The organism is Sphingomonas floccifaciens, assembly GCF_042681125.1.
GTDB classification, from domain to species: Bacteria; Pseudomonadota; Alphaproteobacteria; order Sphingomonadales; family Sphingomonadaceae; genus Sphingomonas; species Sphingomonas floccifaciens.
Genome location: NZ_JBHUFC010000003.1, coordinates 1,139,487 through 1,164,846, shown reverse-complemented (window position 1 = coordinate 1,164,846; position 25,360 = coordinate 1,139,487). Strand labels below are relative to the sequence as shown.

The 25,360-nt window shown below is 67.3% G+C and carries 21 protein-coding genes; 7 read left to right on the top strand and 14 right to left on the bottom strand.

From position 1 onward, the window contains the following. The first annotated feature begins 7 nt into the window (after nt 1-7). A complete protein-coding gene (locus ACFSC3_RS12410; RefSeq protein WP_380940751.1) occupies nt 8-1,654 on the top strand; it encodes a hypothetical protein in 1,647 nt (548 codons plus the stop codon). Here the strand turns inward: ACFSC3_RS12410 and ACFSC3_RS12405 are convergent. From ACFSC3_RS12405 to ACFSC3_RS12380, 6 genes are all read right to left on the bottom strand, one after another. Continuing rightward, complete coding sequence (locus ACFSC3_RS12405; protein ID WP_380940750.1) at nt 1,638-2,777, bottom strand: GNAT family N-acetyltransferase; 1,140 nt, start codon at nt 2,775-2,777, stop codon at nt 1,638-1,640. The two genes, ACFSC3_RS12410 and ACFSC3_RS12405, sit on opposite strands and share 17 nt — an antisense overlap. Before the next feature lie 234 nt (nt 2,778-3,011). Next, complete coding sequence (locus ACFSC3_RS12400) at nt 3,012-3,797, bottom strand: PEPxxWA-CTERM sorting domain-containing protein (protein ID WP_380940749.1); 786 nt, start codon at nt 3,795-3,797, stop codon at nt 3,012-3,014. Nucleotides 3,798-3,894: 97 nt separating this feature from the next. Beyond that, complete coding sequence (locus ACFSC3_RS12395) at nt 3,895-5,196, bottom strand: mechanosensitive ion channel family protein (protein WP_380940748.1); 1,302 nt, start codon at nt 5,194-5,196, stop codon at nt 3,895-3,897. After that, nucleotides 5,193-6,389 (bottom strand): cystathionine beta-lyase, encoded by a 1,197-nt coding sequence (gene metC, locus ACFSC3_RS12390; protein ID WP_380940747.1) that lies wholly within the window; start codon nt 6,387-6,389, stop codon nt 5,193-5,195. The genes ACFSC3_RS12395 and metC overlap by 4 nt, the downstream gene beginning before the upstream one ends. Further along, nucleotides 6,386-7,144 (bottom strand): sulfurtransferase, encoded by a 759-nt coding sequence (locus tag ACFSC3_RS12385; protein ID WP_380940746.1) that lies wholly within the window; start codon nt 7,142-7,144, stop codon nt 6,386-6,388. Before ACFSC3_RS12385 ends, metC begins: the two co-directional genes overlap by 4 nt. Then, entirely contained in the window at nt 7,141-8,637 is a 1,497-nt protein-coding gene (locus ACFSC3_RS12380; RefSeq protein ID WP_380940745.1) for a S10 family peptidase, read from the bottom strand. Before ACFSC3_RS12380 ends, ACFSC3_RS12385 begins: the two co-directional genes overlap by 4 nt. A gap of 162 nt (nt 8,638-8,799) precedes the next feature. Here ACFSC3_RS12380 and queF point away from each other — a divergent pair, with 162 nt between their 5' ends. The 3 genes from queF to ACFSC3_RS12365 all read left to right on the top strand — a co-directional run bounded on the left by queF (nt 8,800) and on the right by ACFSC3_RS12365 (nt 12,974). Beyond that, nucleotides 8,800-9,246 carry a preQ(1) synthase gene (gene queF / locus ACFSC3_RS12375; protein WP_380940744.1) on the top strand — a complete coding sequence of 149 codons (447 nt, stop codon included), beginning with the start codon at nt 8,800-8,802 and terminating at the stop codon, nt 9,244-9,246. Between the two features lie 121 nt (nt 9,247-9,367). Next, a complete protein-coding gene (locus tag ACFSC3_RS12370; RefSeq protein ID WP_380940743.1) occupies nt 9,368-11,635 on the top strand; it encodes a glycosyltransferase family 4 protein in 2,268 nt (755 codons plus the stop codon). Nucleotides 11,636-11,687: 52 nt separating this feature from the next. Beyond that, nucleotides 11,688-12,974: a glycoside hydrolase family 130 protein gene (locus ACFSC3_RS12365; RefSeq protein ID WP_380940742.1), complete on the top strand. Its 1,287-nt coding sequence runs from the start codon at nt 11,688-11,690 to the stop codon at nt 12,972-12,974. Nucleotides 12,975-13,330: 356 nt separating this feature from the next. Here ACFSC3_RS12365 and ACFSC3_RS12360 read toward each other — a convergent pair whose 3' ends face one another. The 6 genes from ACFSC3_RS12360 to hflK all read right to left on the bottom strand — a co-directional run bounded on the left by ACFSC3_RS12360 (nt 13,331) and on the right by hflK (nt 22,195). Continuing rightward, a complete protein-coding gene (locus ACFSC3_RS12360; RefSeq protein ID WP_380940741.1) occupies nt 13,331-15,286 on the bottom strand; it encodes an OPT family oligopeptide transporter in 1,956 nt (651 codons plus the stop codon). Nucleotides 15,287-15,550: 264 nt separating this feature from the next. Next, the gene (locus ACFSC3_RS12355) at nt 15,551-16,774 is read right to left on the bottom strand and encodes a M20 metallopeptidase family protein (RefSeq protein WP_380940740.1); all 1,224 of its coding nucleotides are present in this window, start codon (nt 16,772-16,774) and stop codon (nt 15,551-15,553) included. Between the two features lie 43 nt (nt 16,775-16,817). Beyond that, nucleotides 16,818-18,482, bottom strand: a complete 1,665-nt coding sequence (locus ACFSC3_RS12350) for a helicase HerA-like domain-containing protein (RefSeq protein ID WP_380940739.1) — start codon at nt 18,480-18,482, stop codon at nt 16,818-16,820. Between the two features lie 58 nt (nt 18,483-18,540). Next, nucleotides 18,541-20,070, bottom strand: coding sequence for a Do family serine endopeptidase (locus tag ACFSC3_RS12345; protein WP_380940738.1), 1,530 nt, complete (start codon nt 20,068-20,070; stop codon nt 18,541-18,543). Between the two features lie 113 nt (nt 20,071-20,183). Next, nucleotides 20,184-21,020, bottom strand: coding sequence for a protease modulator HflC (hflC, locus tag ACFSC3_RS12340; RefSeq protein ID WP_380940920.1), 837 nt, complete (start codon nt 21,018-21,020; stop codon nt 20,184-20,186). Nucleotides 21,021-21,040: 20 nt separating this feature from the next. After that, complete coding sequence (gene hflK / locus ACFSC3_RS12335; RefSeq protein ID WP_380940737.1) at nt 21,041-22,195, bottom strand: protease modulator HflK; 1,155 nt, start codon at nt 22,193-22,195, stop codon at nt 21,041-21,043. 73 nt (nt 22,196-22,268) lie between these two features. Between hflK and ACFSC3_RS12330 the strand changes: the two genes are divergently transcribed. Together ACFSC3_RS12330 and ACFSC3_RS12325 are read left to right on the top strand one after the other, a co-directional pair. After that, on the top strand, nt 22,269-23,210 hold the full coding sequence (locus ACFSC3_RS12330) for an Mrp/NBP35 family ATP-binding protein (RefSeq protein WP_380940736.1): 942 nt from the start codon (nt 22,269-22,271) through the stop codon (nt 23,208-23,210). Between the two features lies 1 nt (nt 23,211). After that, nucleotides 23,212-23,640 (top strand): CoA-binding protein, encoded by a 429-nt coding sequence (locus ACFSC3_RS12325; RefSeq protein ID WP_380940735.1) that lies wholly within the window; start codon nt 23,212-23,214, stop codon nt 23,638-23,640. 93 nt (nt 23,641-23,733) lie between these two features. Here ACFSC3_RS12325 and dapD read toward each other — a convergent pair whose 3' ends face one another. Together dapD and ACFSC3_RS12315 are read right to left on the bottom strand one after the other, a co-directional pair. After that, on the bottom strand, nt 23,734-24,543 hold the full coding sequence (dapD, locus tag ACFSC3_RS12320) for a 2,3,4,5-tetrahydropyridine-2,6-dicarboxylate N-succinyltransferase (protein ID WP_380940734.1): 810 nt from the start codon (nt 24,541-24,543) through the stop codon (nt 23,734-23,736). After that, the gene (locus ACFSC3_RS12315; RefSeq protein WP_380940733.1) at nt 24,540-25,211 is read right to left on the bottom strand and encodes a pyrimidine 5'-nucleotidase; all 672 of its coding nucleotides are present in this window, start codon (nt 25,209-25,211) and stop codon (nt 24,540-24,542) included. The genes dapD and ACFSC3_RS12315 overlap by 4 nt, the downstream gene beginning before the upstream one ends. On the opposite strand from ACFSC3_RS12315, the gene ACFSC3_RS12310 reads away from it, so the two are divergent. After that, nucleotides 25,210-25,356, top strand: coding sequence for a hypothetical protein (locus ACFSC3_RS12310; RefSeq protein ID WP_380940732.1), 147 nt, complete (start codon nt 25,210-25,212; stop codon nt 25,354-25,356). The two genes, ACFSC3_RS12315 and ACFSC3_RS12310, sit on opposite strands and share 2 nt — an antisense overlap. Nucleotides 25,357-25,360: the final 4 nt, after the last annotated feature.

Genomic DNA, 25,360 nt, shown 5'->3' with positions numbered 1-25,360 from the left:
CGATCCGATGCAGACGCCGCCCGATACGCAGCTCCGTTGGTGGCAGACCCGCGCGTTCGTCGTCTTCGTCGCGATCGTCACCGCGATCCCGCTGCTCATCCCCGACATCGCCCCGCTGGTCGACCTGCCGGGGCATATGGCGCGCTACCGCGTGCAGCTGGCGCACGACAGCGCGCCGTGGCTCAACGACTGGTATGATTTCCGCTGGCAGCTGATCGGCAATCTGGGTGTCGACCTGCTGATCGAGCCGCTGGCACCGATCCTGGGGCTGGAGTTGGCGGTCAAGCTGATCGTGCTGACCATCCCACCGCTGACCGCGGTCGGTTATCTGTGGATCGCGCGCGAGGTGCACGGGCGCATTCCCGTGACCGCGCTGTTCGCCCTGCCGCTCGCCTATAGCTACCCGTTCCAGTTCGGCTTCGTGAATTTCGCGCTGTCGATGGCGCTGGCGCTCAACGCCTTCGCACTGTGGCTCCGCCTCGCCCGCCTCGGCCGCTTCCGGCTGCGTGCGATCCTGTTCGTGCCGATCGGACTGCTCCTGTGGGTCTGTCACACGTTCGGCTGGGGCGTGCTGGGCGTGCTCGCCTTCTCGGCCGAGCTGATCCGCGAACATGATCGCAGCACCGGGCGCGGTGTCGTCGATCGCTGGGTGCGGCCGTGGTTCATGGCCGGCATCCACTGTCTGCCGCTCGCACCGCCAGCGTTGCTGATGCTGATGTGGCGCAGCGGCGGGCACGTCACCGGCCAGACCGGCGACTGGTTCAACTGGCGTGCCAAGGTCAACTGGCTGACGATGGTGCTGCGCGACCGGTGGATGGCGTTCGATATCGCTTCTGTCGCGGTTCTGCTGCTGATCCTGTTGAAGTCGATCCGCGACCCGACCATCACTTATTCGCGCAACCTGACCCTGTCGGCGCTGTTCCTGCTGGCAGTCTTCATCGTGCTGCCGCGGATCGTCTTCGGATCAGCCTATGCCGACATGCGGCTGGCGCCGTTCATGATCGGGATCGCGCTTCTCGCCGTCCGGCCGCGATCGAATACGCGGCAGCTGAGCGTCAGCGTGCTGGCCCTGTTCGGCCTCGCCTTCTTCCTGGCGCGGACGGCCGCGACGACGGTCAGCTACTGGCTGTACGACAAGAGCTACGACCACGAACTCGCCGCGCTGGAGAAGCTGCCACGGGGCGCGCGGCTGGTCAGCTTCGTCGGGGAGACCTGCTACAACCAGTGGACGATGACGCGCCTCCAGCATCTGCCCGGCATGGCGATGGTGCGTCGCCTGGCCTATACCAACGACCAATGGTCGATGCCCGGCGCGCAGCTGCTGACGGTCAAATATCAGGCCGGCCGGCCGTTCAACCATGACCCGTCGGAGATCGTCACCACGACGCAGTGCCCGACCGAATGGTGGCGTCCGGTTTCGATCAGCCTGGTCCGGTTTCCTCGTGACGCCTTCGACTATGTCTGGCTGATCAGCCCGCCCAATTACGACAAAAGGCTGGAACAGGGGCTGGTTCCGGTGTGGCGCGACGGGACGAGCGCGCTGTTCCGGGTCGACCATTCGGTCCCGCCGGCCGCGCTGTCGATCGATGACTGGGGTCCGTACCGCGAAATCCTGCTCAAGCGCCGGGCGGCGCGGCTCACGAAGCCTTCCTGAACGGCGTCATCTCGCCGAGGAACGCCTGCTCCTCCTCCACCGCCAGCCGTTCCCGGGCCAGGAAATCGCCGACAGCCCGGCGGAACTGCGGGTCCGGCAGGTAATGCGCCGACCAGGTCGGGACCGGCGTATAGCCACGCGCCAGCTTGTGTTCGCCCTGCGCCCCCGCCTCGACTGTCGCCAACCCGCGAGCAATCGCGGCATCGATGGCCTGGTAATAGCAGAGCTCGAAGTGGAGGAACGGCACGTCCTCGGTACAGCCCCAATAGCGGCCGTAGAGGGTGTCCGCGCCGATGAGGTTGAGCGCGCCGGCGATCGGCACGCCGTCGCGTTCCGCGAGCATCAGCAGGCAGGCATCGGCCATCCGCTCGCCCAGCAGAGAGAAGAAGCGTCGCGTCAGATAGGGGCGGCCCCATTTGCGGCTGCCGGTATCCTGGTAGAAGGTCCAGAAGGCATCCCAATGCGCCTCGCTGATCTCCGCGCCGGACAGGTGACGGATCGTCAGCCCCTCGACCGCCGCGGCGCGCTCCTTGCGGATCGCCTTGCGCTTACGGCTCGCCAGATCGGCCAGGAAGTCGTCGAAGCTGCCATAGCCCCGGTTCGCCCAATGGAACTGCGTCCCCTGCCGGACCAGCCAGCCGGCGTCTTCGAACAGGGTGATCTGATCCGGCGTCACGAAGGTCGCATGTGCCGACGACAGGTCGTGCTGGTCGACCACCGCCTCCACCGCCGCGATCAGGGCCGGGGCAGCGGCTTGGTCACGCAGCAGCAGACGGGGGCCGGGGACCGGCGAGAAGGGTACGGCGAGCTGGAGCTTGGGATAATAGCGCCCGCCCGCCCGCTCCCAGGCGTCGGCCCAGGCGTGGTCGAAGACATATTCGCCCTGGCTGTGGCTCTTGGCATAGGCCGGCGCGACGGCGGCGGGCCGGCCATCGGCACCGTCGACGACGATCGGCACCGGTTGCCATCCGGCCTGCGCGGTGGCGGAGCCCGATTCTTCGAGGATCGAGAGGAAGGCGTGGCTGACGAACGGGTTACCGCGGCCGGCGCAGGCATCCCAATCCTCGGCCGACAGGGCGCGGACGCCGTCGGCGATGCGGGCGGTGACATTGGCGGAGCTCACGTCCGCCTATCTAGGATGCCGACCCGCGCGATGGAATGGCCGGCAAAAGTTGCGATACCGCGCTCTATCGGTCAGCCTTCGTCACTTTTGTCACCTTTGCCACTTTCGTCACCTTTGCCGACCGGTTCAGGCGACCGTGCAAAGCGCGCATTCGAGCAAAGCGTGTCCAACATTGCAACTGGTGCCGTGGCTTCGTCCGCGCGCCGCCAAGGGCGCGCGGACGGAACGGTCACATCAGGCGTAGGCGACCTTCACGCGACGGCGCGAGCGCATCGTGCCGCCGATCATGCCGAAGCCGATCAGCATCATCGCCCAGGTCGCCGGTTCCGGTACCGCGGTGACGGTCAGCTGCGCCAGCTTGAAGGCGTCGTTCTGCCCGTCCGGGCCGCCAAACGAACCGCCGACGATCCACACGTTCGACATGTCGGTCGACGGGCGCGAATAGGTCTGGAGGTTGCTGTTGAACTGCGTGCTGTCGCTGTTGAAACCGCCCTTGCGCGTATCGAACAGATCCCGCGCCTGCGCCGACGTCAGCGCGTTGGCCAGCGACAGGTTCGACGAGTTCCACCCGATGAAGGCGTCGTTGTCGACATAGTTGCGATCCCACAGGCGGAAGGTGTTGAGCTTCGCCGACTGGAGCGACACAGCCTGGCTGAACTGCAGGATGGCGAATTCCCAGCCGTTGACGTTGTCGATCTGGTGATAGGCGCCACTGCCGCCCTCGCCCGGCTGGATGATGCCGAGGCCGTTATCGATAAACGGAACGATCTCGCTGGCGATGAACGATCCGTTGAAATCACGGGTCCAGCCAGTGGCCTTCATCGTAATGACGTTCTTGCTGTCCGAGAAGATCAGCGCGTTGCCGTTGCCGGAGCCGACGTGCGTGCCGTCTGTGGTCGTGTCGAACACGAACGAGGCGGGTGCCGTAGGCGTCGGAGTCGGAGTCGGCTGCGCGGCCTGCACCGACGATGCAGCGACGACGGCACTGGTGGCAAGGATGGAACGAAGAACGATATTCATTGGAGCCCCCCAATCGAGTTGATGGATCACTCCTAATCGAAGTTAATGCTCGGTTATAAACGGAAGCTTTAGTTAACAATGTCCCGGTTAGGGACTTCTACTCAGAACGGCGGACCTCGGTCGGTTTGACCGGTGCGTCAGGCGTCATCAGCCGCACGTCGCGCTGCGGCACCGGAACATTGATCCCATGCTCGCCGAACAGCGCCCAGATGCGCTTCAGCACATCGGCGCGAACATTGCCGACGCCGCCTTCGGGATCGCTGATCCACACGCGCACCTCATATTCCAGCGCATAGTCGCCGAACGCGGTCATCCATACCGCGGAGGGTGGCGTGTCCAGGACGCGCCCGCTTTCCTTCGCCGCGCGGGCCATCAGGCTTTCGGCCAGGTCGACGTCGCTGTCATAGGCGATCTTGACGGGGATCGCGATGCGCACGTTGCGGTCGGAGAAGGACCAGTTCTCCACCTCCTGCGTCATCAGGATCTCGTTCGGGATCAGATGTTCCTTGCCCTCGCGGGTGATGACGCTGACCGCGCGGACGCCGATCTTGTTGACCCAGCCGAAACTCTCGCCGACCGCGATGACGTCGCCGGGTTTGATCGACCGATCCATCAGCAGGATGATGCCGGCGATCAGGTTGCCGACCGTCTTCTGCAACCCGAAACCGATGGCGAGGCCGAAGGCGCCGCCGAACACCGCAAAGGTGGTGAGGTCGATGCCGAGCGCGTCGATGCCGAAGAAGAAGGCGGTGACGAGCAGCGCGATGCCGGCGAGTTTCTGGACCAGCAGGCGCTGGGTCGCGTCCAGCGTCTTCGTCCGCCCCAGCGCCTGGGCGATGGCGCGATTGATCACGCGCACAATCGCCAACAGGACGACGACGGTCAGCAGCAGCGTCAGCAGCGACCAGAGCGACACCCGCCGCCGCCCGACATCGATGCCGATAGCGTCCAATGTACTGGTGATCGGCTCGTAGCCCCCGACCGAGCGACCGAGGATCGCGACGAAGACAAGCACGCCGACCGTCCACGCCATCCACGACGGCAGCCGCACCGCGCGCAACAGGGTGAGCACCAGCATCGCGGTGGCGGCCCCAAGCGCGGCACCGATGCCGATGCTGGCGAGAGTTGCCCACGGATAGCCCTGCGCGACGATCGCCAGCAAAAGCGCGGCGGTGCCGTGGCGGACGAGGCTGCACAGCCGCGTCTCGACCGCTTCTCCGCCATCGCCGACGCGGTCGTGCCATACTTCGGTCAGCGGCGGGCCGATCCGGCGGCCGGCGTACCAGCCCGCGAGCAGCGCGAGAAGGACGAGGCCGAGCGCGATCGCCGCCTCCACCAGATCGTCGCCGCCGGGGCGGACCAGCCCCAGCTGGGCAAGCCAGGCCTCGACCGACCTCACCGCGCGGCGGCGGCCCAGGCGGCGAACCCGCGTTCCAGATCGGCGATCAGGTCGGCGGGATCTTCGAGGCCGATGTTGAGTCGGACGAGCGGCCCGCGGTTCCAGCGCGTCGCGGTGCGATAGCGCGCCGGATCGACCGGGAGCGCGAGGCTTTCGAATCCGCCCCAGCTATAGCCGATGCCGAACAGGTCCAGCGTATCGATCAGCGCGGCGCGCTCCGCTTCGCCCCCGCCGGCGAGTTCGAAAGCGAACAGCCCCGCCCCGCCGGTGAAGTCGCGGTGGAAATACTCGCTGCCCGGACAATCGGCGAGCGCGGGGTGAAGCACGGCGGCGACTTCGCTGCGGGTCTTGAGCCAGCGGGCGATCGTTAGCGCGCTCTCCGCATGACGATCGAGCCGCAGCGCCATGGTGCGCAGGCCGCGGCTGCCGAGCCAGGCGTCGTCGGGCGACACCGTCTGGCCGAGCTGGAAGCTGGTGTCGCGCAGAGCCGGCCAATGCTCCGCGGTCGAGGTGACCGACCCCAGCATCGTGTCGGAATGGCCGGTGACGTACTTCGTGCAGGCGAGGATGGACAGGTCGATGCCCAGCGCCATCGCCGGCAGCCTGAGCGGGGTCGCCCAGGTGTTGTCGAGCAATGTCACCACGCCGCGTGCCCTGGCGGCGGCGGCGATCGCGGGAATGTCCTGCACCTCGAACGTCAGGCTGCCAGGGCTTTCGAGGAAGACCGCGCGGGTGTTCGGGCCGATCAGGTCGGCGATGCCGGCGCCGATCATCGGATCGTAGAAGCGGGTGGTGATCCCCATCCGCTTCAACAGGCCGTTCGAGAGGTTGCGGGTCGGGTCGTACGCGCTGTCGACCAGCAGCAGTTCGTCGCCCGGCGACAGCACGGCAAGTAGCGCGGCGGCGATGGCGGCGACGCCGGACGGGTAAAGGAAAGTCGCCTCCGCCCCCGGTTCCAGCTCGGTTAGCGCATCGGCCAGGCTCCACTGGGTCGGCGTGCCGCGGCGGCCGTAGAACAGGCGGTGGTGCGTGTCCTTCGCCGCACTCGCGCGCAGATGGGCGACCGACTCATAGAGGATGGTCGACGCGCGCCAGACGGGGGCGCTGACGATCCCTTGCGTCCATTCCGGCCGTCGCCCGGCGCGGACGACCCGCGTGCCGTTGCCACTGCCATCGGGGGTATCGCCGCTCATCTTCCGCTTTCCTTGGGGGTGGTGGGGTCGCTGCCCCAGTCGGCCCATGACCCGCCGTAGAGCGCCGCATCGCGCCCAAGCAGGTGGAGGCCGAAGACCAGCGAGCAGGCGGTGACGCCCGACCCGCAGGTGGTGGTGATCGGGCGGTCGAGATCGACTCCGGCCGCGGTGAAGGCGGCGGCGAGCGCGTCGCCGTGTTTCCAGGTGCCGTCCGCTTCGTACATCGTCGCGTAATGGACGTTGCGGGCGCCGGGGATGTGACCGGGGACGACGCCGGGGCGCGGCTCGGGCTCCTCGCCGGCGAAGCGTGCGGGCGAGCGGGCGTCGACGATCTGATCGGTGGTGGCTCGGACGTCGTCCTTATCGCGCAGGGAGTCGACGACGCGGGCGACTTTCGTAGCGCCGAACGTGGAGCCCTCCCCTGCCTCCAGCGAGCGGCCTTCGGCGCGCCATTTGGCGAGACCGCCATCGAGGATCGCGACCGACTTCGCGCCGGACGATTTGAGCAGCCACCAGCCGCGGGCTGCCGTCTTCAGCGGGCTGTCGTCATACACGACATAGGCCGCGTGCGGATCGATCGCGACGGCGCCGGGCTTGGCGGTCGACAGGTCGAGGAACAGCGCGCCCGGAATGTGGCCGGCACGATACTCGGCGCGGGCGTCGCGGCCGTGTTCGGGCAAAAACCACGACGCGTCGACGATGCGGACGCCGGACAGGTCCGCCAATTGGGCGGTGGAGACGAGCGAGCCGATCATCGGGCGCGGATGAAGGCGCGGATGTCGCGGGTCAGTTTCGCGCGATCCTCGTCGCGGACGTACATCATATGCCCCGCGTCGTAATAGGAAAACTGGATGCGGTTCTTGTCGTATCCGGTGCGCGACAGGGCATATTCGGCGGCGAAGAAGGGCGTGGCGAAGTCGTACCAGCCCTGGCCGACGAAGATGCGTAAGGCAGAATTCTCGCGCAACGCCTTCCCGATATACGGCGCGACGTTCATGTAGACGTCGTTGTCGCGCCCGCCGCCCAGCCGCCAGTCCCACGGGCCGACCTGGCCGATGGTCACATAGCTGCGGTCGGTCGCGTATTTCAGGTCGCCGCGGACGTACGCATTGATCGCCGCGGTGTAGCCGCCGTCGATACCGTAGAAGCTGGGGTCGTTGTCGGGTGTCTCCCCGGCATTGTCGAAGTCGCGACCGGTGTAGCGGCTGTCGAGCCGGCCGACCGTCAGCCCGCGGTCGCGCAACAGCTCCTTGTAGAAGCGCGATGGCGTCACGCGCAGGTCCGCCTGTTCGAGATAGGCCTCGCTGAGCCCGGTGAAACGCGCGAGGTCACGGCGGACGGTGGCGCGTTCCTGCGGATCGATGACGTTGCCTTTCAGCAGCGCAGAAGCATAGGGACCGGTCGCCCAGCGGCGCGCCTCTTCCACGAAAGCCTCGGTCTGCGTGCCCGCCCCCGCCTTGCCGTGGAAGCGCGCGGTGGCGGCCATCGACGGCAGGTTGAGGATGTAGGTCATTTCGTTGCCCGGCGTGTCGGCGCCCGCGGCGAAATCGAGCACGGTCGAGATCAGGATGACGCCGTTCAGCGAGACGTCGTTGTACGCGCCCTCCAGCTGGTTGAGCACGGCGGCGCTGCGGGTCGTGCCATAGCTTTCGCCGCCCAGAAACTTGGGGGCATTCCAGCGGCCATGCTCGTTCAGCCACAGGCGGATGAACTGGGCGATCGAGCGCGCATCCTGGGTGACGCCGTAGAAGTCCTTCGGGTCGGTCTTGCCCAGCGCGTGGCTGAAGCCGGTACCGACGGGGTCGATGAACACCACGTCGGTCACGTCGAGCAGCGAATCGGGGTTGTCGACAATCGGATAGGGCGGCGCGCCGTCGTCCTTGGCATCCGACGGGATTGCGACCCGCTTCGGGCCGAACGCTCCCATGTGAAGCCAGACCGATCCCGAACCCGGACCGCCGTTGAACAGGAAGGTGACCGGGCGACGCGGGTCGGCGCCGTCCTTGATGTAGCTGGTCGAGAAGATCGCGGCGCGTGGGCTTCCGTCGTCGGCCTTCAGATAGGTTTCGCCGGTGATCGCGGTGTAGGCGACGCTCTGCCCGCCGAAGGTACCGGTGTGGCGGGTGACCGAACGGTTGGGCGGCGGGATGTCGTCGGCCTTGCTCGACGCGCCCCGGGACGACGGGGCGTCCTGCGCGAGGACGGGGCTGGCGATCAGGGCCGCGGCGGCGAGCAGGATGGAGCGCATGGGGCGCACCCTAGCGAGCGATCCTGATGGCGCAATCTCCTCCCGTCATCCCCGCGAAAGCGGGGATCCAGAGCCAAGCAGTTCAGGTGCTCGCGAGATAACCCTGGATCCCCGCTTTCGCGGGGATGACGGGGGAAAGGCAAACCCCTACATGCCCCACCCATGACACCGCTCCATCTCGGCCAGGCGAGCAGCCTGCCCGCCTCTCCGCAAGAGGCCGTCCTCGACTATGTCCCCAACCCGCGCGCGGGCTCGCTGTACCTCGTGCGGTTCGCGGTGCCGGAATTCACCTCACTCTGCCCGGTCACCGGCCAGCCCGATTTCGCGCACCTCGTCATCGACTATGCGCCCGCCGAGACGATCGTCGAGTCCAAGTCGCTGAAGCTGTTCCTCGGCGCCTTCCGCAACCACGCCGGCTTCCACGAGGATTGCACGGTCGGCATCGGGCAGCGGCTGGTCGACGAGATGCGACCGACGTGGCTCAGGATCGGCGGCTATTGGTATCCGCGCGGCGGCATCCCGATCGACGTCTTCTGGCAATCCGGCCCGCCCCCTGCCGGCTTATGGCTGCCCGACCAGGGCGTTCCACCGTACCGCGGGCGCGGTTGATCTCGATCGCATCTGTTGCATCGCACAATTTCGGCAACCATAATGGTCTATCTAGCGTTGTAAGCCAGTTGCGGGCCCAGAGGCCCGGTTCATACTGCAATTGCGAAGGACCGTTATGGACATGCAGGAGGCCGCCACCGTCCCGATCGATCACATCGTCCTGATCGGAAACTACCTGCCCCGCAAATGCGGGCTCGCCACCTATACGACGGACACCTATCTGGCGCTGCGATCGCGCTTTCCGGATGTGAAGGTCGATGTCTACGCAATGGACGACCATCCCGGACGTTACGATTATCCGGCCGACGTGACCGGGGCGATCCCGCAGGACGATGTGAGCGCGTATATCGCGACCGCGCGCGAGATCGAGGCGTCGGGCGCGCAGGCGCTGTGGTTGCAGCATGAATATGGCATCTTCGGCGGGGCGGCCGGGGAACATATCCTGAAGCTGCTCGACCGCGTGACCATCCCGGTGATCGTGACGCTGCACACGGTGCTGGAGAAGCCCAGCGCCGACGAACGCCGCGTGATGGAAGCGCTGCTGCGCCGCGCGTCGAAGGTGATCGTCATGGCCGAACGTGGCCGCGAGATTCTGGAGCGGCATTACGGCGCCGATGCGCGCGCGATCGTCACCATCCCGCACGGCGTGCCGGATCGTCCGTTCGTCGATGCCGACACGCTGAAGGGTGCATTCGGCTGGGCGGGACGCGAGGTCGTGCTGACCTTCGGCCTGCTCGCCCCGAACAAGGGCATCGAGACGATGATCGCCGCCCTGCCCGCGATCGTCGAGGCGAACCCGGCGGCGCTGTATGTCGTGCTCGGCGCGACGCATCCGAACCTCGTCGCGCACGAGGGCGAAGCCTATCGCGACCGGCTGAAGGCGCAGGCCAACGACCTGGGCGTCGGCCATGCCATCCGCTTCATCGACGCCTTCGTCGAGCATGACGAGCTGCTCGACTATCTCCAGGCCGCCGACATTTATGCCACGCCGTACAGCAACCCGGCGCAGATCACGTCCGGCACGCTCAGCTACGCGGTCGGCGTGGGCAAGCCGGTGGTGTCGACCCCGTACGTCCATGCGACCGAAATCCTGGCCGATGGCCACGGTGTACTTATCGACTTCGGCGACAGCGCCGGCTTCGCGCGTGAAATCAACGCACTGCTAGGTAACCGCGGCAACCGCCAGCGGCTGGCCGCGCGTGCCTATGCCCGTGGCCGCTCGATGATCTGGCCGCGGCTGGCAGAGGCGGCGCTGGCGCAGATCGGGCGTGTCGTCGCCAACCAGCCGCGCCGCATCGCCAAGCATGCCCGCGCGACGCGCGTGCTGCCGGTCGATATCGCCGCGGTGGAGCGAATGAGCGACGCGACGGGGATGCTCCAGCATTCGATCCTGTCGGTCCCGGATCGCCGCCACGGATATTGCATCGACGATAACGCCCGTGCGCTAATCCTGATGACGCAGGCGCCCGAGCTCGACCCCGTGGTGCGCGACAAATGGACCAGCACCTATGGCGCGTTCGTCCAATATGCCTGGAACCCGGACAAGCGCCGCTTCCGCAACTTCATGAATTACGACCGCACCTGGTGCGAGGAATATGGGTCGGAAGATTCGAATGGCCGGGCGCTTTGGGCGCTGGGCGTAACCGCACGCGATGCGGGCATGCAGAAGCACCGCGACTGGGCAGCGCGCCTGTTCGACGAGACCGCCAGTCTGGCGTTCGAACTCGGCAGCCCGCGGGCGCACGCCTTTGCCATGCTGGGCGCCGCCGCGATGCTGGAGGCGCATCCCGGCCATGCCATGTCGCGTGAGATCCTGACGCGCTTCTCGACCGAACTCGCCACCCTGCTCGACACCGCGCGTCGTCCGGAATGGAGCTGGTTCGAAATCGTGCTGGCGTACGACAACGCGCGCCTGCCCGAAGCGATGATCCGCGCCGGCATCGCGCTCGCCAAGCCCGAACTGGTCGCGACCGGCATCGAGACGCTCGACTGGATCGTCAGCCGCCAGACCTCGCCCGAGGGACGTTTCCGCGCGGTCGGGACCGAGAGCTTCGGCCGCGAATATTCGGACCCGCTGCCGTTCGACCAGCAGCCGTTGGAGGCCCAGGCGACGGTCGATGCGTGCGCCGCGGCGTTCGACGCGACGCGCGATGCGCGCTGGCTGGAGGAAGCCAACCGTGCATACGGCTGGTATCTGGGCGCCAACGACCTCGACCTACCGCTCGCCAGCGTCAACGACGGCGGGTGTTTCGACGGGTTGATGCCGTCGGGGCTGAACCGCAACCAGGGCGCGGAATCGATCCTGGCGCTGCAACTGGCGGGTTGTGCGATTTCGGCCCTTTCAAAGCGGGGCGCATCCGTGGCAGGGCAGTCGAGCGTGGCCGCCTGATCCAGGTCAGGCCCTGCTTGGTGACATGAGATAACGCCCCCGGGGGGACGGAATGCTAGAATTGTTCGATCACCCGCTGCGCCTGCACGCAGATCCGTCGCGCGTGGTGGTCCGCCCCTTCCACATCGCCTGGGCGACACCCACGCCGGGCGCGGAGAGCCGGACACAACGCATGGTCCGCGCGGTGCTCGAAATGAGCCCGGGCGAAGCGCGCGATCAGCTGGAGGCGGTGCTCAAGGATTTCGAGGCCCGGCACTGGCAGACGCGCCGCGTGTTCATGACGCGCTATGACGAGATCGAAAAGCTGCTCAACCTGGACGGTAGTCAGATCAGTGATGAAAAACGTCAGCTGATCGGCGCCTATTTCTGTCACGAATACAGCTATGCCGCCGCCGCGCTGATGAACCCCAGCGTGGTGCCGCATTTCGACCAGAGCGGCATGCCGGCGGGCTCGCAGCGCATCCTGATGTCGATGCGTGCGGTCGGCGAAGGTCACATCAGCTCGGTCGCCTTCCGCGAAGGTATCATCACCGACCGGAACCAGCTTCAGCTGGCCCCCGAGCCGCCGTTCGCGACGGCGGCGGACGCGGTCGGCGACGAGCTGGAAATGCCGACCGGTCCGGTCACCGTCTATCGCCACCGCGACTCGACGCTGTCGGGGACGGTCATCTTCCCGATTACCGAGCAGCAGTCGAAGGGGCTGGAGGACCTGCGCCTCGTCAAGTTCACCCACGACGACGGCGAGGACGAATGGATCGGGACTTACACCGCCTATAACGGCTCGGCGATCCAGTCGGAAATGATGCGGACCAAGGATTTCCGCGCGTTCGACCTGGTGCCGATGACCGGATCCGCCAGCCGCAACAAGGGCATGGCGCTGTTCCCGCGCAAGGTCGGCGGCAAGTACATGATGATCGGTCGTCAAGACGGCGAGAATGTCTTCATCATCGACAGCGACCGGATCGACAATTGGGACGAGGGCCAGTTGCTGCTGAAGCCCGAATATCCCTGGGAACTGGTCCAGATGGGCAATTGCGGCCCTCCGATCGAGACGGAGGCCGGCTGGATCCTGCTGACCCACGGCGTGGGTGCGATGCGGAAGTATTCGATCGGCGCGGCGCTGCTCGACCTCGGCGACCCGACCAAGGTGATCGGGCGGACGAAGGAGCCGATCCTGGCCGCCGCGGATCAGGACCGCGAGGGCTATGTGCCCAACGTGGTGTATAGCTGCGGCGCGATCCGGCATGGCGACAAGCTGTTCATCCCCTATGGGATCGCGGACAGCTCGATCGGCTTTGCGTTCGTGGAGATCGAGCAGCTTCTCAGCACGATGGCGTAAGGCGGGCACCCTGCGATTGCGCGAGCAATTGCAGGAGTCGCCACGTCGGGCAGCGGCGCGGACGAAGTCTGCTCCGTCTGACGATGTGGCGGAAGCCTTCCCTCGCCACAAACTACCGGCGCTCCCGCGAAGGCGGGAGCCCAGGGCCGCAAGCGATGTCCTCCATAACTCTAGGCTCCCGCCTTCGCGGGAGCACCGGCGGGCTTCCAAACCACCGTCATCCCCGCGAAGGCGGGGATAAATTCTGGCAACCGACGTGAGTCTCACCGGCTTCAGCGACTATTGATCCCCGCCTTCGCGGGGATGACGAGTGAGAGTGCAGGGGAGGCGGCCGCGCCTTTCCCCCGCGCCGCCCCCTACCCCCGCGCAGCCTTCAGCGTCTGCCGGTACAGCACCGCAATCCCCCCCGCGAACACCACCAGCGCCGCCGGGATCGTCACCCCCTCGCCCAGCTCCGCGATCGCCAGCGGCGCGTCGCTGCCGGTCGCCGCGACGATGCCGGCGAAGACCACGCCGAACAGGCTTTCGCCCACGATCAGCCCGGTCGCGGCCAGCACGCCCAGGCGGCTGACGAATTCGGGGTTGGCGCTTTTTGCGGCCTGCTTCTCGTACCAATGGCCGATCAGCGCGCCGACCGGGATCAGCAGCGTCAGCGCCATCGGCAGATAGATGCCCATGCCGACCGCGAGCGGCGGCAGGCGGAAGCGGCTGGTCTTGCCGAGCGTCTCGTCGATCGCGACGACGACCACGCCGATTGCGGCGCCGATGCCGATCAGGCCCCAGTCGATGTCGCCGCCCAGCACGCCCTTCGCCAAAGCGGAGATCAGCGACGCCTGCGGCGCGGCCAGCGCGTTCGGCCCGGCGTTCGCGGCGCCGGCGAAGCCGAAGGCGGTGTTGAGCAGGTCGAGCACCGGCGGGATGATCAGGCTGCCGAAGATGACGCCCAGCACCAGCGCGAACTGCTGCTTCCACGGCGTCGCGCCGACCAGCTGGCCGGTTTTCAGATCCTGGAGGTTGTCGTTCGAGATGGTCGCGATCGAGAAGACGATCGCGGTGGTGAACAGTGCATAGGCGACCAGCGCATCGACCCGCGCGGGGTCGCCGCCGTGGCCGAACACCATCGCCAGCAGCAGCGACGCACCCAGCACGGCGAGGATACCGACACCCGACACCGGCGAATTGGACGCCCCGATCAGGCCCGCCATATAGCCGCACACCGCCGCGATCACGACGCCGACGATGAGGACATAGGCGAGCGTGCCGCCGATCACGAGCCACGGATGCTCCGCGACCGGGCCACCGGCGGCAAAGTCCCACAGCAGCCAGGCGATCGGGATCAGCGAGAATAGGATGGTGCCGCCGACGACGCCGATCGGCAGGTCGCGTTCGGTCAGTTCGAGCACCTGCCCCCCGGCGCGCGCCTTCGCCGCCGCCATCGCGGAGCGGATACCGCCGATGATGGGGCCGAGGATCTTGAGCAACGTCCAGATCGCCGCGACGCCGATCGTACCGGCGCCGATGAAGCGGACATCGTTGCGGAACACGCTTCCGACCACGGTATCGACCGGGTCGAGCGTCGGCTGGAGGCTGGTCAGGATCGGCATCAGCACGCCCCAGGCGAGCACCATGCCGACCGCCATCGCGACGCCGACGGTCAGGCCGACGAGATGCCCGACGCCGATCAGCGCCAGCGAGAAGCTGGTCGACACGCCGGTCGCCGACGCCGCCCCGACCTTGAAGTTCTTCGCCGCTTCCGCCGCGACCAGACGGAGCTGGGTGAGGAGCGTGAAGCCTGCCGCAATGACGCTGCCGAGGATGATCGTGCGCAGCCCGCGCATGTTCTCGGCGCCGCCTTCGCGAGACTCCGCGCCGACCTTCAGCACTTCGGCTGCGGCGACGCCTTCCGGGTACGGCAGGTCGGACCCGGTCACGAGCGCGCGGCGCAAGGGCACGGAGAACATCACGCCCAATATGCCGCCGACCGCGCAGACGAAGGCGGTGATCCAATAGGGGAAGCCCGTCCACCAGCCGACCAGCACGAGGCCCGGCAAAACGAAGATGATCGCCGCCAGCGTTCCCGCGGCCGACGCGATCGTCTGGACGATGTTGTTTTCCAGGATATTGCCGGTCTTGAACAGCCGCAGGATCGCCATCGAGATGACCGCGGCGGGGATCGAGGTGGCGAAGGTCAGACCGACCTTCAGGCCCAGATACACGTTCGCGGCGGTGAACAGCACGGTGATGATCGCGCCGAGGACGATGCCGCGCAGGGTGAGTTCGGGCAGGCGGCTGGGGGTGCGGGTGTCGCTCATGGGCGAGAGGGTGGCACAGGTTTCGTGGTTAAGGAAGACGCCCCGCCCCGGGGTCACCCCCGCGACGGTGAGATGTCTGTGAACGTCGCTGTTGCCCTGTTTGCCGTCATTCCGGCGAAAGCCGGAATCCAGGGTTTCTCTGCCCAAGCCGCTGTCTGGCTTGGCCCTGGATCCTGACTTTCGTCAGGATGACGGGCTTGGAAAAGGCGGCAAAGACTTTCGCAAACGTCTCGCGACGGCGCAGATGATGAATTTAGGCAGGGATCACCCCGGCAACCCGCCCTGCAACACCCGATCCGCGAAGGCACAATGCAGCGCGATCCCCTTGGCCATCACGCCTTCCTCGATCGTCATACGCGTGTTGTGCAGCGGCGGGTTGGTCACCGGGTCGCTGCCATCGGGCGCGACGCCGATGAAGGCCATGCAGCCGGGAACCTCGCGCAGGACGTAGCTGAAATCCTCGCCGCCCATCATCGGCGCGGGCATGGTCATCCAGCCGGCGTCGGCGTCCATTTCCTCAGCAATGTCGCGCACCAGTTGAATCGCGCGCGGATCGTTCATCGTGACGGGATAGCCCTCGTCGATCCGCACCTCCGCGGTGCAGTCATGCGCCAGCGCGACATGCTCGGCCACACGCCGGAGGCCGGCGCGGGCCTTTTCGCGGGTCGCAGGCGACAGCGTGCGGAGCGTGCCGAGCATCGTCACCTCGGAGGGCACAATGTTATAGGCCGAGCCGGCGGCGATCTTGGTGATCGACAGGACTGCGGGGTCGCTGACCGGAATCGTCCGCGCGACGAAGGCGTTGAGCGCGGTCACGATCTCGCAGGCCACGGGAATCGGATCGACGCATTCGTGCGGCATCGCGGCATGGCCGCCCCGCCCGCGAACGGTGAAATTGAGCGCATCGGTCGAGGCGAGCAGCGGCCCCGGACGGCTGACGACCGTGCCCGCCGGGATGTTCGGCGAGATATGCAGCGCGAAGGCGGCGTCGGGCTTAGCCACGTCGAGCAGCCCGTCCTCGATCATGAAGCGCGCGCCGTGATGCCCCTCCTCCCCCGGCTGAAACATGAAGACGATGGTGCCGGGCAACTCTTCGCGCCGGGCGCATAGGGCGCGCGCCGCGCCGACGAGCATGGCGGAGTGGCTGTCATGGCCGCAGGCGTGCATCGCGCCCGGGATGGTGCTCGCGAAGTCGAGGCCCGTTTCCTCCTGCATCGGCAGCGCGTCCATGTCGCCGCGCAGCAGGACGGTGCGGCCGTTGTCGCCCTTGCCGCCCGCCCCGCCACGCAGGATCGCGATGAAGCCAGTGGTCGAGCGGCTTTCGTGGATTTCGAGCGGCAGGCCATCGAGCGCGGCGCGCAGCTTCGCCGTCGTCTTCGGGCAATGCAGGCCGACTTCCGGTTCGGCATGGATCGCGCGGCGCAGGGCGACGACATCGGCGAGTTCGGCCGCACCGGCGGCGGTCCAGCGGGTGGTGGGAGCGTTCATGGGGCGGGAGACTACGCCTCCCCGCCGCGCCCGCCAAGCCCGCTTAACCCTTGAACAATCCGCCGAGCACGCCGCGGACGAGCCCGCCGATCAGGCCGCCGCTCGACGACCGGCTGCGCGACGAGCCGCCGAGCACCGCCTTGGTCACCTCGTTCGCGATCGTGCGGCCGACGGTCGAGCTTGCGGAGCGCGTGGCCGAGGTGATCGCCTTGTTCCACGGATTGTTCGCCGCCTCACGCTCGGCGGCACGCTGGGCTTGGGCGTCGAGACGGGCCTGGCGGTCGGCGTCCTTCTGGGCTTGAAGACGGGCGCGCTCGGCTTCCTTCGCGGCCTGTGCGTCGGCCTTCGCCTGAAGCGCGGCGGCTTTCTCCGCCTCGCCCTGCGCCTTGGCGGCAGCGGCGGCGGCCGCCGCCTCCCCGGCCTTGGCATTCAGCAATTCCTCTGCGCTCTCACGGTCGACGCGCGTGTCGTATTTGCTGCCGATCGCATCGGCCTGGATCAGCACGCCGCGCTCGACCGGCGTTACCGGGCCGACCCGGCTCGACGGCGGCTTGATCAGCGTGCGTTCGACCGGCGCCGGCGCGCCATCGGGCTGGAGCAGCGACACCAGCGCCTCGCCGACCTTCAACTCGGTGATCGCGGTCGCGACATCGACGCCGGGATTGGCGCGGAACGTCTCCGCGGCCGCGCGGACCGCCTGCTGGTCGCGGGGCGTGAAGGCATTGAGCTTGTGCTGGACGCGGTTGTTCAACTGCGCGGCGACGGTGTCGGGGATGTCGATCGGATTCTGGGTGATGAAATAGACGCCGACGCCCTTCGAGCGGATGAGCCGCACGACCTGTTCGACCTTTTCGAGCAGCGCCTTGGGCGTGTCGGCGAACAGCAGATGCGCTTCGTCGAAGAAGAAGACGAGGCGCGGCTTGTCAGGGTCGCCGACTTCGGGAAGCGTCTCGAACAGTTCGGACAGCAGCCAGAGCAGGAAGGTCGAATAGAGCTTGGGGCTCGCCATCAGCTTGTCGGCGGCCAGGATATTGACGACGCCGCGCCCCCGGTCGTCGGTTGCGATGAAGTCGGTGATGGCAAGTGCAGGTTCGCCAAAGAAATGCTCGCCGCCCTGGCTGCGCAGTTGCAACAGCGCGCGCTGGATCGCGCCGACCGACTGTTTCCCGACGTTCCCGTAGGTGACGGTCAGTTCGTCGGCGCGGTTGGCGCATTCGGCGAGCATCGCCTGGAGGTCGTCGAGGTCGAGAAGCAGCAGCCCTTCCTGATCGGCGACGTGGAAGGCGATGTTGAGCACGCCTTCCTGCACCTCGTTCAGATCCATCAGCCGCGCGAGCAGCACCGGCCCCATCTCGCTGACGGTGGTGCGGATGGGGTGGCCCTGTTCGCCGAACAAGTCCCAGAACTGCACGGGATTGTCGCCGTAGGACCAGTCGGTCAGCCCGATCTCCGCCGCGCGGGCAGCGAAGATCTCATGGGTCTTGGTCTGTGCGGAACCGGCCATGGCGAGGCCGGACAGGTCACACTTCACGTCGGCGACGAAGCAGGGCACGCCTTCGCGCGAAAAGCCCTCCACGATGCCTTGCAGGGTAACGGTTTTGCCCGTGCCGGTGGCGCCGGCGATCAGGCCGTGGCGGTTGGCGCGTCGGAGAACGAGTTCCTGGCGCTTGCCGTCCGCACTGGCACCGATGAAGATCGAGTCGCCCATCCGCTATCTCCTAACCTGTCAGATCAAAGAGATAGCGGATGGCGCGACGCGCTCAAGCTTACTTCAGGTCGATCGCCACGTAGCGGCCGACGCGCTGACGCGTGACATAGACGAGCACGGTCTTGCGATTGGCCGACTTGGCCGCCGCAACTGCCGACGCAGCTTCAGCCGGCGTCGTCACCGGACGCCGATCGATCGAGTTGATGACGTCGCCGCGCTGGATACCCTTGGCGGCCATGTCGCTCGAGGGGTCGACCTGCACCACAACGACACCGCGGACCGAGGCGTCGAGCCCGAGCTGACGCGCGATCTGCGGGGTGATCGCGATCACCTGAGCACCCAGCGAGGCGGCACCCGATGCCGCACTACCCTGGTCGTTGCCGCCGGGCAGCCCGTCTTCGTCGTCGTTACCGGCCATCGCCAGCTGATCTTCCGGCGGACGGGTGCCGACCGTAGCGGTCACGGTCATGCGCTTGCCGTCGCGGATCAGCTCCATCGGCACACGCGTGCCCGGCGCCTGATTGGCGACGAGGAAGCTAAGCGTCTGGTCGGGCGTCACATCCTGTCCGGCAACCTTCAGCACGATGTCGCCCTGACGGATGCCAGCCTTGTCGGCAGCCTCACCCGGCTCCACGCGGTTGATCAGTTCGCCGGTGTTGCGCGGGACGTTGAACGCGGTGGCCAGATCGGCGTCGATCTGCTGGATGCCGACACCCAGATACCCACGCTGGACACTGCGCCCCTTCATCAGCGTGTCGATGACGGGCTTGGCGACTTCGGCCGGAATGGCCAGACCGATGCCGACGTTGCCGCCGGTCGGCGACAGGATCTGCGAATTGATGCCGATCACGTTGCCGTTCAGGTCGAACATCGGTCCGCCCGAATTGCCCTGGTTGATCGAGGCATCGGTCTGGATGTAGCGATCCGCGTTGCCCGGCGTGTTGCCGGTCGAACGGTGGACGGCCGATACGATGCCCGCGGTCACGGTGCTGCCGATGCCGAACGGATTGCCGATCGCGACGACCCAGTCGCCGACGCGCGCACGCTGCGAATCGCCGAAGCGGACGAAAGGCAGATCCTTCGCATCGATCTTGAGCAGCGCCAGGTCCGACGTCGGGTCACGCCCGATCAGCCGCGCCTTGTACTCGCGACGGTCGGTCAGGGTCACCGTGATCGTCTCGACCACCGCGTTGCGCGTACCGGCCGACACGACGTGATTGTTCGTCACGACATAGCCGTCGGGCGAGATGATGAAACCCGAACCCAGCGACTGGCCTTCCCGCGTGACCGGGCCGCCATTGCCGCCCTGCCCGCGACCGCCGAAGAAATTCTCGAACGGCGTACCCGCGAACGGGTTCTGCTGTTGCTGATTGAGCGTCACGCGCTGGGTCGTCGAGATGTTGACGACCGCGGGCTGAAGTTTCGCCACCATGTCGGCAAAGCTCATCGGCGCGCCGGCTCGCGGCGCACTCGCGGCGATCGCGCCCGGTTCGTTCTGCGCAGTCTGCGCGAGCGACGGCGACAGCGTCATCGTGGCAGCGGTGCCGCCCAGCAGGAGGGCGGCGGTCAAGGCGTAGGCGTAGCGCACGTGCGTGATATTCCTCTCAGATCAGAAAACTGATGACCCCTCTGGCGGTAGTCTCGCCTCCGTTTGCTGAACGCTAACTGAAGGCAATCGCTCCGCCGCTCCCAAAACCCGCTTCATCGTCCCCCGAATTCGCGCAGATAGCCATTTTGCGGACTTAGGATGATCGACGTTCCGCCGCGTCCCTCATCCGGCTGGCCATCGGCGCCGAAGGTGTAGCGATACGACTGCATCGCGCGGTAGAAATCGTAGAACTGCGGATCCTTGCCGAACGCGTCGGCGTAGATCTTCGATGCCTGGGCATCCGCCTCCGCCTGAACGATCTGCGCATTGCGCTGACCCTGCGCGCGAATGGTCAACGCCTGTTGCTGGCGTGCCGTCCGCATCCGGTTGAGCGCGGATTCGAGCGGCGTGCCGTCGGGCAGGTCGGCATGTTTGATCCGCACGTCGACGATCTGAACACCGTACTGCGTCGCATAATTCTGCAGCCGGGTCTGGATGCTGTCCATGACGCGGCCGCGTTCCGGCGACATCAGCACTGCGAAGTCGACCTTGCCGAGTTCGGCCCGGAGCGCCGAGCTGAACAAAGGCTGGAGTGCGGAAGCCACACCCTCCTCGCTGCGCGCGGTCACGACCATCTTGAGCGGGTCGACGACGCGGAAGCGGGCATAGGCATCGACCTGCAAGCGCAGCTGGTCGGTCGAGAGGACCGGCTGATTCTCCAGATCGACGTCGAGCACGCGCTTGTCGACCCAGACGATGCGGTCGACGAACGGGATGCGCGCGATGACGCCGGCGCCGGTGTTGCCGAAATCGCGGTTCGGCTGCCAGGCGTTGACCGTCCGCACCGGCTGTTCGAAGCGCAGGATCACCGCCTGACGCGTCTCATCGACGATCGTGAAGGTCGACAACAGGACGATGACGGCCGCAAGCAGCGCGATGCCGATGGCCATCGGGCCCTTGAACCAGCCGCTCACTGGCCACCTCCCTGCTGGACGGCAGGCGCGGGCGTGGTCGCCGGGGCCGCAGGCTCGGGCAGGCGCCTCGCCGCCTCGGGCAGCGGCAGATAGGGCGTGACGCCCTGCGCCTCGATGATGGTCTTGTTCGACTTGGCGAGCACGGCTTCCATCGTTTCGTAATAGAGGCGGCGGCGGGTGACTTCCGGCGCAGCCTTGTACTGTTCGTAGATCTTGTCGAACTTCGCCGATTCGCCCTGGGCGCGGGCGATGACCTGCTGCGCATAGGCGCGGGCGTTGTTCAGGTTCGCCTGTGCCTGCTGCTGAGCGGCCGACACGGCCTTGAAGTCGTCGTTGACGGCCGCCGGCGGATCGGCCTTCGAAATCGCGACACCCTGGACCATGATGCCCGAATTATAGTCGTCGAGGATCTGCTGCATCGCCTGCTGGACCCGCGCCTCGATGACGGTCCGGCCGCGGCCGATCGCCTGGTCGAGCGTCACGTCGGCGACAATCGCCCGCATCGCGCTCTCGGCGGTTGCGCGCACGGTGCTTTCGGGATCGCGAATCTGGAACACGAAGTCCTGCGGATTGGCGATGTTCCAGCGCACCTGATAGCCGAGATCGACGATATTCTGGTCGCCGGTCAGCATCAGATTCTCACCCGAACCGGAGGTCGGGAAATTCTCCTCGCGGATCGCGCGGACGTTGACCTTCGTCACGCTGTTGATCGGCGCCGGCATGACCAGATGGATGCCGGGTTCGAGCACGCGCGAATATTTGCCGAAGAAGGTGACGACGCCGCGTTCCTGCGGGCCGATCTGCTGGAAGCTGGTGACGACCAGCCAGATCGCGGCGATCACACCGACGCCGATCAGCCACAGCCGCTTGGCCGGCAGGCTGCCACCGGGAAAGCCCCCGCCCGGAAAGCCACCGCCTCCGCCGCCACCCTTGGCGCGCTTCAGCAATTCGTCGAGCGCGCTCGGCCCGCCGGCGCGCGGACGCCGGTTCTCCGGTGGAAACGCCCAGGGGTTGCGCGGGCCGCCCTCCGGGCCGCCGCTGCCTTTGCCGCCATTGCCGTCGCCGCCGCTCGGCGGACCGCCCCAAGGGCTCTTCGGTGGTTCGTTGCGAAGGATGCCGGCGCGACCGGCCAGCCCCGAAAAGATGCTCATGTCTGTCTTTATAGGTGCCTCATTCGAGAAAAACAGTGGCACAGGCGTACGCCGCACCTAAATCGCCCCGAAGATGGACGATACCCCCCTCCCCGGCCTGCCCGCCGGCGCCACGGCCCGCATCGACGGCACCCGCGCCAGCATCATCCTCGACGTGACCGGCCTGACCGCCGCCGACGCCGACGCGCGCGAGGCGCAAGCGCGCGCCGTGGCCGAGGCGGCGGGGCTGGAGGCGCGGGTCGCCCGCACCGCGACGCGGGTCGCCCGGCGGCTGATCGCGGTCGCCAGCGGCAAGGGCGGCGTGGGCAAATCGACCGTCTCCGCCAATCTGGCCGTCGCGCTGGCGAAGCGCGGCCGGCCGGTCGGGCTGGTCGACGCCGACATTTCCGGCCCCTCGCAACCGCGCCTGTTCGGGGTCGAGGATGCGAAGCCCGACGCCGCCGACAAGCGGATGTATCCGGTCGCGACGCCGGCCGGCGTGCCGATCGTGTCGATGGGCATGCTGGTGCCGAAGGACCAGGCGATCGCCTGGCGCGGGCCGATGCTGGCCGGGGCGCTCGGGCAGTTGCTCGATGCGCATTGGGGCGCGGCCGATCCGCTGATCCTCGACCTGCCGCCCGGGACCGGCGATGTCCAGCTGACGATGGTGCAGAAGCATCGGCCCGCCGGTGCCGTGATCGTCTCGACGCCGCAGGACCTCGCCCTCATCGACGCGCGGCGTGCGATCGACCTGTTCGAAAAGGCCGGCGTGCCGATCATCGGCCTGGTCGAGAACATGGCCGGCTATGCCTGCCCGCATTGCGGCGAAGTCAGCGACCCGTTCGGCAGCGGCGGCGCGGAGGCCGATGCCGCGCGGCTCGGCCTGCCCTTCCTCGGCCGCATCCCGCTCAGCCGCGAAGTCCGTGCGGCTTCCGATGCCGGAACGCCGCCGGCGGCCGGGAACGGCACGGATGCGGCGGCGTTCGATGCGGTGGCGCAGGCGGTGGACGACTGGTTGCGCGCGAACGGAGGATAGGATGCCGCTGACCCGTGACGAGGACATCAAGGCGCTGCTCGAAGGCGCCCGCACCATCGCGCTGGTCGGCGCCTCGGACCGTCCTGACCGGCCGAGCTACGGCGTGATGAAGCGGTTGCAGGATCACGGCTACCGCGTGATTCCGGTCAACCCGCAGATCACCGGCGAGCATGTTCACGGCGAATTCGTCTTCCGCGAGCTGGCGCAACTGGGCGACCCGATCGACATCGTCGACATCTTCCGACGCCCCCAGGCCGCGGGCGAGGCGGTGGACGAGGCGATCCGGATCGGGGCGAAGGCGGTGTGGATGCAGCTGGGCGTCGTCAACGACGAAGCCGCCGCGCGCGCCGAGGCGGCGGGGCTGAAGGTGGTGATGGACCGCTGCCCCGCGATCGAGATTCCGCGGCTGGGTGTGGCGGCGGTCGCCTAGGCCACCGGTGCTCCCGCGCGGGCGGGAGCCCAGGGTTATTGAGGACATCGTTTGCGGTCCTAGGCTCCCGCCTGCGCGGGAGCACCGGTGGACTCAATCCCGCAGCAACTCGTTGATCCCCGTCTTCGACCGCGTCTGCGCGTCGACCGTCTTCACGATGACCGCGCAATAGAGGTTCGGACCGTTGGGATTGCTCGCCGATGGCGCGCTGCCCGACACGACGACCGAATAGGGCGGGACTTCGCCGCGATATTCCTTGCCCGTCGCGCGGTCGATGATGCGGGTCGAGGCGCCAAGATAGACGCCCATCGACAGCACCGCGCCTTCGCCGACGCGGACGCCTTCGGCCACTTCGGCACGCGCACCGATGAACGCGCCGTCGCCGATGATGACGGGATCGGCCTGGAGCGGCTCCAGCACGCCGCCGATGCCGGCGCCGCCCGACAGATGGACGTTCTTGCCGATCTGCGCGCACGAGCCCACCGTCGCCCAGGTGTCGACCATCGTACCTTCACCGACATAGGCGCCGATGTTGACGAAGCTGGGCATCAGCACGCAGCCCTTGCCGATAAAGGCGCCGCGCCGCACGACACTGCCCGGCACCGCGCGGAAGCCGGCGTCACGGAACTGGTCGGCGCCCCAGTCAGCGAACTTCAGCGGCACCTTGTCGTACCAACCGTCCATCGGCACGTTGTCGTTCAGGCGGAACGACAGCAGCACCGCCTTTTTCAGCCACTGGTTGACTTGCCAGCCCTCGCCCGACGGTTCGGCGACGCGCGCGGTGCCGGCGTCGAGCATCGCCAGCGCTTCGCTGACGGCATCGCGGACCGCTCCGGTCGTGGCGGTGGAGAGCGACGCGCGGTCGTCCCAGGCGGCGTCGATGGTCGATTGCAGGTCGGTCATTCGGGGTCTCCCAACAGGTCGGCGAGCCAGGCGGTCACATCCGCGGTCGCATGGTCGATGTACGGCGCACTATGCGCCTCGGGCTGATGTTCCGACCCGTTGTCGATCCACAGCGTCGTCATGCCGATCGCCTTGGCCGGCGCGAGATTGCGGGCCATGTCGTCGGCAAAGAGCGCCCGGGTCGGGTCGAGTGCATAGGCGTCGCACAGGCTCTGGTAGGCGGCGGGTGCCGGCTTGGGCGCGAGCGCCATCGCGTGGATGTCGTGCACGCCCTCGAACGTCGCGCCGAGGCCCAGGCGGCCGAGCACCTTCTCGGCATAGGGGCCATCGCCGTTGGTGAAGACGATCTTCCGCCCCGGCAGCCGGGCGATCAGCGCGGCGAGCGGCGCGTTTTCCTCCAGCACGTCCATCTCGACGTCGTGAACATAGGCCAGGAACTCGTGCGGATCGACGCCATGCTCGGCCATCAGCCCGGCTAGCGTCGTACCGTGATTGAGAAACCAGCCCCGCCTGAGCGCCGCGGCCTCCGCTTCGGGCAAGCCGAGCCTGTCCGCGATATACCCCGTCATCCGCGCCTCGATCGGCGCGAACAGGTTGCACGACGCCGGGTATAGCGTGTTGTCCATGTCGAAGACCCAGGCTTCGATGTGGGCGAGATCGGCGCGCATGGCGGCGCGCTTAGGGGAAGGTTCGGCGGAGAAGAAGAAAGAAATTTTGTTCACGCAAAGGCGCAAAGGCGCGAAGATGGTTTCGCCGGAGGCAGCGCCTCTCCGCGTCAGCGGCTTCGACCAAATTGGCAGCCAAATAGTTTGACGCC